The 6559-nt window shown below is 65.8% G+C and carries 9 protein-coding genes; 1 reads left to right on the top strand and 8 read right to left on the bottom strand.

Features of this window, described 5'->3' with window-relative positions:
* Nucleotides 1-704: response regulator (locus Q0996_RS17165; protein WP_322096741.1), on the bottom strand; the 704-nt coding region annotated here is incomplete at its 3' end.
* 180 nt (nucleotides 705-884) lie between these two features.
* Between Q0996_RS17165 and Q0996_RS17160 the strand changes: the two genes are divergently transcribed.
* Nucleotides 885-1403 carry an EF-hand domain-containing protein gene (locus Q0996_RS17160; protein ID WP_299622437.1) on the top strand — a complete coding sequence of 173 codons (519 nt, stop codon included), beginning with the start codon at nucleotides 885-887 and terminating at the stop codon, nucleotides 1401-1403.
* Between the two features lie 142 nt (nucleotides 1404-1545).
* Here the strand turns inward: Q0996_RS17160 and Q0996_RS17155 are convergent, their stop codons facing one another.
* The 7 genes from Q0996_RS17155 to Q0996_RS17125 form a co-directional block, all read right to left on the bottom strand.
* Nucleotides 1546-2595, bottom strand: coding sequence for a patatin-like phospholipase family protein (locus Q0996_RS17155; protein WP_299622434.1), 1050 nt, complete (start codon nucleotides 2593-2595; stop codon nucleotides 1546-1548).
* Entirely contained in the window at nucleotides 2592-3374 is a 783-nt protein-coding gene (locus tag Q0996_RS17150; RefSeq protein WP_299622431.1) for a 3-hydroxybutyrate dehydrogenase, read from the bottom strand. Before Q0996_RS17150 ends, Q0996_RS17155 begins: the two co-directional genes overlap by 4 nt.
* Nucleotides 3375-3451: 77 nt before the next feature.
* The gene (locus Q0996_RS17145; protein ID WP_299622428.1) at nucleotides 3452-4195 is read right to left on the bottom strand and encodes an acetoacetate decarboxylase; all 744 of its coding nucleotides are present in this window, start codon (nucleotides 4193-4195) and stop codon (nucleotides 3452-3454) included.
* Between the two features lie 265 nt (nucleotides 4196-4460).
* Entirely contained in the window at nucleotides 4461-4748 is a 288-nt protein-coding gene (locus Q0996_RS17140; protein WP_299622425.1) for an anti-sigma factor, read from the bottom strand.
* 32 nt (nucleotides 4749-4780) lie between these two features.
* Nucleotides 4781-5422, bottom strand: coding sequence for an RNA polymerase sigma factor (locus tag Q0996_RS17135; RefSeq protein WP_299622422.1), 642 nt, complete (start codon nucleotides 5420-5422; stop codon nucleotides 4781-4783).
* 74 nt (nucleotides 5423-5496) lie between these two features.
* The gene (locus Q0996_RS17130) at nucleotides 5497-5799 is read right to left on the bottom strand and encodes a DUF4387 family protein (protein WP_299622419.1); all 303 of its coding nucleotides are present in this window, start codon (nucleotides 5797-5799) and stop codon (nucleotides 5497-5499) included.
* Nucleotides 5783-6559 (bottom strand): acyclic terpene utilization AtuA family protein (locus Q0996_RS17125; RefSeq protein ID WP_299622417.1); only part of this gene is annotated, 777 nt, incomplete at its 5' end. The genes Q0996_RS17125 and Q0996_RS17130, both read right to left, overlap by 17 nt.

The raw sequence follows: 6559 nt of genomic DNA, 5'->3' as shown, positions 1-6559 counted from the left end.
ATCTTCTTGCGCAGGCGGCTGACCTGGTTGTCGATGCTGCGGTCGAAGACCTGGGCGGCGCGGCCGCTGGTCAGATCCAGAAGCTGCTCGCGGGAGAGCACCACCCCCGGGCGGTTCAGGAAGGCCGAGAGCAGGTTGAACTCGGCGGTGCTCAAGGGAACCGCGAGGCCGGCCTCGTCCAGCAGCTCGCGGCGTTCGCTGTCCAGCAGCCAGCGGTCGAAGCGCAGGCGGCGGTGCTGGAGGTCGCCGCGCGGCCGGGGGACGGCGTTGCTGCGCCGCAGGACGGCCTTGATGCGGGCCAGCAGCTCGCGGGGATTGAAGGGCTTTGTGACATAGTCGTCGGCCCCGATCTCCAGACCGATCACCCGGTCGGTCTCCTCGCTCATGGCGGTGACCAGGATCACCGGGATCTCGCTGGTGGCGCGCAGGTCGCGGCAGAGGGACAGGCCGTCCTCCCCCGGCATCATGATGTCGAGGACCACCAGGTCGATGGCCGCGGCCTTCATCAGGCGGCGTGCCGCCGCGGCATTCTCCGCCAGGCTCACCCGCAGGCCGCTCTTGGCGAGATACTTGCCCAGCAGGTCGCGGATGTCGCGATGATCGTCGACGACGAGGATATGCGGTGTCGGGTCCATCGGGTCCTTCGTTTCGGGTTGACCGGAAAGCTGCATCCGGGGGGCCTCCGGATACGCCTGTTGTTCCATCTATAGGGCGGCTTTCCGGCCGGCTGCCAGAAAAAGTGTATCCGAATGTGTCAAAGCCCGCCGCTGCCACAGCTCACGACAAAAGCGCGGTGGTGCTGGCGAACTTTTGCGACAAGCTCAGCCTATCTAGGAGACATCGAAGCCAGACTTCCACTCCCTAGAGACAGCGAGGTGTTTCTCATGAACAAGGTTACGAAAATTTCGGTCGCCGCTGCCGCCCTGCTGGCCGTCGGCGCCGCCGCCGTGGCGGCGCAGGCCGGCGGCGGCTGGCGCGGCCATGACGGCCCCGGCCACTTCAGCGGCGCTCACTACGGCGGCGGGCACGGTGGCAAACACGGCGGGCGCATGTCCATGGTGCTGCGCTACTTCGACAGCAACGGTGACGGCGCGGTGAGTCAGGCCGAGATCGACCAGGTGCGCAGCGAGCGTTTCGCCGCCTTCGACGGCAACAGCGACAACGCGCTCAACCTCGAGGAGTTCGAAGGCCTCTGGCTCGACTTCATGCGTGAGCGCATGGTCGACGGCTTCCAGCGCCTCGATGCCGACGGCGACGGCCTGGTCACCGCCGCCGAGGTGGACCGTCCCCTGAAAAACGCCGTGCAGTGGATGGACCGCAACGAAGACGGCGTGATCGACCGCTCCGACTTCCGCCGCAGCCGCTGGCATCACGATGATGACGATGACGACGACGACAGCTAAAGAGCCGTCGACTTATGTCTGATCGGTTCCGGCCAATCCTTCGAGACTCAGGCGCGCGAGCGTAGCCCCCACTCTCCCCAAAACGCTCCGTCGCCCTGCGCCCCGCCGCGGCTGCCCCTGCCGCCGCGGGGCGCACCCCTTCTCAGGGCTCGCCTTGATACATGGCGCGGATGTCCACGGTGGAGCGTTTGCCCAGATGCTCGAAGTTCTCCGCCAGCCAGGCGTCGGCTCTGCGGTAGCCGATGTCGAAGAGGTGCTCCAGAAAGGCCCACTCGGCGTTCAGCTTGCTGGAGGCGCCCAGGGGCTTGATCTCGTCTTCGCCTTCGATACGGTGGATCAGGACGTGCTTGTAGTCGCCCTTCTCCAGCTTGCCCTCCTCCAGCAGGCGCGAGACAAAGTTGATCGCCCGGAAATCCCGCAGCAGGCTGGCGTTGAAGGTGATTTCGTTGACCCGGTTGAGAATCTCCCGGGCGGACTTCGGCACGCCCCGGCGGATGATCGGATTGAGCTGCACGATCACCACGTCGTTGGAGGCACAATTCCCATAGAAGGGGTGAAGCACCGGGTTGCCCATGTAGCCGCCGTCCCAATAGGGAGTCCCCGCGATCTCGACGGCCTGAAAGAGGAAGGGCAGGCAGGCCGAGGCCATCACCATCTCCGCCGTCAGGTCCCCGCGGTCGAAGACCTTTACCCGCCCGGTCTCCACATTGGTCGCGGAGATGAAGATCTTCATCTTGTTGCAGCTCCGCACCCGCTCGAAGTCGACGATACCTTCGATCAGGTCTTGCAGCGGGTTGAGGTTCAGCGGGTTCAGCTCATAGGGCGAAGCCAAGCGCCCGAGCAGGTCGAAAAAGATGTAACTGGGTGAGGTGTCCAGGCTCCAGTTGCCCATGAAGACGTCGATGGGGGAGCGCTGGATCGGGCTTTTCTTGCCGGCGTCGCTGACCGCCTTCCAGAAGCGGCGCAGGCACTGCCGGGCGCCCTCGCGGCCCCCGGCCATGATCCCGTCGGCCACCACAGCAGCGTTCATCGCCCCGGCGCTGGTGCCGGAAATCGCCTCGATGTGGAGGCGTTCGTCCTCCAGGACGCGGTCCAGCACCCCCCAGGTAAAGGCGCCATGGGCGCCGCCGCCCTGGAGCGCCAGGTTGATGGCGCGCGGGCTGGCCTTGGCGCCTTTCCCCGGCGCGTTCATTGCGCGGTCCAGCCTCCGTCCACCGGCAGCGCCGCGCCGGTGATGGAGGCCGCTGCGTCGCTGCAAAGGAAGACCGCGAAGCCCCCCAACTCTTCGGTCTTGACGAACTTCTTGGTCGGCTGGCCGCCCAGCATCACGTCGTGGATCACCGCGTCCTCGCTGATGCCGCGGGACTTCGCGGTGTCCGGGATTTGCTTCTCCACCAGCGGCGTCAGCACATAGCCGGGGCAGATGGCGTTGACCGTCACGCCGTGCTCGGCGGCTTCCAGGGCCACCGTCTTGGTGAGGCCGAGCACGCCGTGCTTGGCGGCGACATAGGCGGACTTGAAGGGGGAGGCCACCAGGCCGTGGGCGGAGGCGATGTTGATGATCCGGCCCCAGCCGCGCTGCTTCATGCCGCCCAAGGTCAGGCGTGTGGTATGAAAGGCGCTGGAGAGGTTGATGGCCAGGATGGCGTCCCACTTGGCGGTCGGAAACTCCTCCACCGGCTGGACGTTCTGGATGCCGGCGTTGTTGACCACCACGTCCACCTGCCCGAAGTCGCTTTCGGCCTGGGCGACCAGGGCCTCGATCTCCTCGGGCTTGGTCATGTCGGCGCCGTTGTAGCCCACTTTGACGTTATTTCCCGATGCCAGGCGGCTGCGCAGTTCTTCGATCTCGCCGGCATCTCCGAAGCCGTTGAGCATCACGTTCATGCCGGCGGCCGCCATCGACTCGGCGATGCCGAGGCCGATGCCGCTGGTCGAACCGGTGATGATGGCGTTCTTGCCCTGGGTCATATCTGCTGTCTCCTAGAAGGGCCCGCGCGAGGGGCGCGGCGTAAAGGGTCGTTTTGCGGTCCTCGGCGCTCGTCGCCTCAGGCCAGGTAGTCGTGCAGGACGCGGCCGAACGGCAGCGTAAGGTCAGCCATGTAATGGCGTCCACCGACGATGCGCCGGACCGGCAGATCCGCCACCGGCGCATTGACGTGCGGGACGAGATGAAGGCGCGCCGGGCCGCCGAAGTGGAACTTCACGTCGATCTCCTCCAGATTGTAGGCGACCAGTTGCGCCACCAGAGGCTTGCCGGTGACGCAGGGCAGCAGTTTCAGGTTCACCTGGGTCTTCTTCAAGGCCTCGTTGCGCTTGGCGGGGTCCTTGATCAGGTTCTCGTGCTTGTAGGTCATGGTTCCCAGGGCGACCAGTTGGCCGGCGTAGTGCAGGCTGCCGGTCAGGGTGTCGGTCTCGACCCTCAGGCTCGGTTCGCCCCAGCGCTTCGGGAAGCCCCAGATCTCCCGCCCGGCGGAGATCGGCGGTTCGTCGTTGAGGAACATCATCGCCGTGTAGTTGACGGCCTCCTCGTTGAAGCGGCAGGGGATGACCACGCCGGATTCCTCGTAGGAGCCGAACCCGGAGCTGTCGGGCATGTTGATCCACTCGTAGTAGACCTGGTTGGAGCCGTCGGGCTCCAGCGGCTCCGGCACCAGCCGGCGGATCGCCTCGGGGTCGCTCTCATAGATGATCACGAAGTACTCGCGGGAGAGAAAGCGGTAGGGCCCGCTGGGATAGCTGGGATTGCCCGGCGGCATGGAGGGCAGGGCGAGGATCTCTTCGGCGTTCATCGATAGTCTCCCAAGTCGTGCAACGGCGTCCCGCGGCAGGCCGCGGGGCGGTGTTCGGTGCCTTTCCTCCGGCTTGGCCTCTCTGAAAACGGGGCCTTGCGGTATCGTTTGTGTGCTGTCGCTGCGCCGCCCGAACTTTTCGGGTCTCGGGCCGGCAGGGGAACTGATGGCCGCTCGGCGCCGCCGGTTACAGCCTACGCCAGCTTTTCGCGACCGGCCCTGTCTAATGCCCCATCATGACAGGGCGATGACGCGGGGTGGGCCATCAGCCCTTGGGATCGCCGCCGCGCGCCGCCAGAACCGCGGTGATCAGGTCTTCGGGCACGTCCTCCGGCGGGTTTGCGGCCGGGTCCTCGAAGGCCTGCCGGCCGAGCTCGATGGTCTCCCGGTAGGCGGCGAGATACTCCCGGCATTCCCGGCAGATCGCGAGGTGGACCTCGAAGATCCTGCGCTGCCGGGTCGGGAGGCTGCCCTCCATGTAGTCGAGCAGGAAATCCTCGAACTCCCGGCAGGTGATCATCAGGGGCAGTTTGCGCAGCATGGCTCCCTTCATGGCGCGCCATGCCCTCCTACCAAGACCCGCAGTCATGGCGTTTCTCCGCGCAAAAGCGGCTCGAGCAGCTTCTTCAAGGCGGCGCGGGCGCGATGCAGGCGCACCTTCACGTTGCCCTCGGTAATCCCCAAGGCTTCCGCCACTTCCGCGGTATCGAGCTCTTCGATGTCACGCAGCATCAGAACGATACGGTAGCTCTCCGGCAGTTCACCGATCTTTGATAGCACGAGTTGGCGCCGTTCGGCCTGGCTGAGAATCTCTTCTGCCGAGATCCGCCGGGTCCAGGGCGCTTCGATGCGGCAGGTATTCTCGTCGAAATCCGGCAACAGCGGGTCGATCAAATCCTCTTCCAGGCGCTTGCGGCTGCGCAACTTCATCAGCGCTTCGTTCACCGTGATGCGGTGCAGCCAGGTCTTGAGCTTGGAGCGACCCTCGAACTTGCCGATGTTGCGCAGCGCCTTGATCAGGGCGTCCTGCACGCAGTCGTCGGCCAAGCCGTCGTCGCGCAGCAGGCGAAAGGCCACGGCCCGCATCCAGCCGATGTTGGCGCGCACAAAGCGGGTCGCCTGTGCCTCGTCCCCGGCCCTCAGGCCGGCGATCATCTCCTCTTCCGAAGACCCCTCGGACGGAGTCTGGTCGTCCCCCAACAGCACCCCGCTCTGCCTTTCCGGCAATCTTTGCTCCCGCCCCTAGCTTGCCCGAAAGGGACAGGGAATAGAATGCACTGTTTAGCTGGGAGGCCGACGCTTCAGTCGAGGACAGCTTCTTCCAGCAGGACCGCCCAGCCGGCGCCGTGCATGTCCCGGTCTTCGCGGCTGCCCTGCACCACCGGGCGCGGCAGACTGAACTTGACCACCATGAGATCGGCGATGTCGAAGCGTTTGATGTCGCCGGGCGGTGCCCGATACAGTTCCGCCACCCGCTCGGTCGATAGCCGCGCGGAGACCGTCTCGAAGGCCTCCGGCGTGCCGCAGAAGATGTCGATGGTCAGCCAGAAGGGCCCGGCGTTTTTCGAGCGCACCTTGAGCACGAGATCAGACAAGCGCGGCACTGCCGACCTCCTCGACTTCCAGCCGGAAGGCCGCCATCGGATCGTCCAGCGCCATCACGTGGTTCAGCGCGAACTCGTAGAGCGGGCCGCGGTCGGTCGTCGCCGGCGAGTAGGGAAAAGAAAAGGTCGGCAATTCCTCGTTCTCGGTCAGCGGATAGTGCAAAACGAAGGGGTTGATGAGGCGGCCGATCTCGGCGGCGGTTTCCTGGGTCTCAGCCGTGACGATCCCGAGGACCCCGACCTCACCCGGCGCGCCTTCGCGGTTTTCCAGGGCGCCGAGGGCAGCATCGATGCCGATGAGGCGGAAGTCCAGATGATAGGCGCCGGGCCGCAGCCCCATCCGCGTTTCGATTTCCCCCTGCAGAAAGGCCGAGAGCTTGTCGACCCAGGCCGGCGCCCGGGTGACGTAGTCGGTGCTGCGCAGAATGGCGAGGATGGTCGTCTGGTAGCCGGCGATCCGCGCGCCTTCCAGCTTCACGGTATAGGGCCCGGGGACCCAACGCGATCCCTCGACGCGCACGCGCCGCTCGTCGAGCGCGCGGTAGCGGGCCTCGCGGACATCGAGGCGGCCGCCGGGCTCGTAGAGCACGAAGGGATCGGAATTCTCATAGAGCATATGCGCCGAGACCGAGTGGGGCGTGCAGGTTGCGTTCGCCGCCATGGGCTCGACCGTGAAGCCGGTCTCGTCGAATTCGACGAGGATGACGCCGGAGGTCGGGTTGGTGGAGCAGAGCGCGCCGCATTCGGCGATCTTTGCGCC

Source organism: Pelagibius sp. (assembly GCF_028289705.1).
Classification (GTDB): domain Bacteria; phylum Pseudomonadota; class Alphaproteobacteria; order Kiloniellales; family Kiloniellaceae; genus Pelagibius.
Note: the sequence above shows the minus strand (reverse complement) of the source record. Positions and strands in the feature narration are given on the sequence as shown.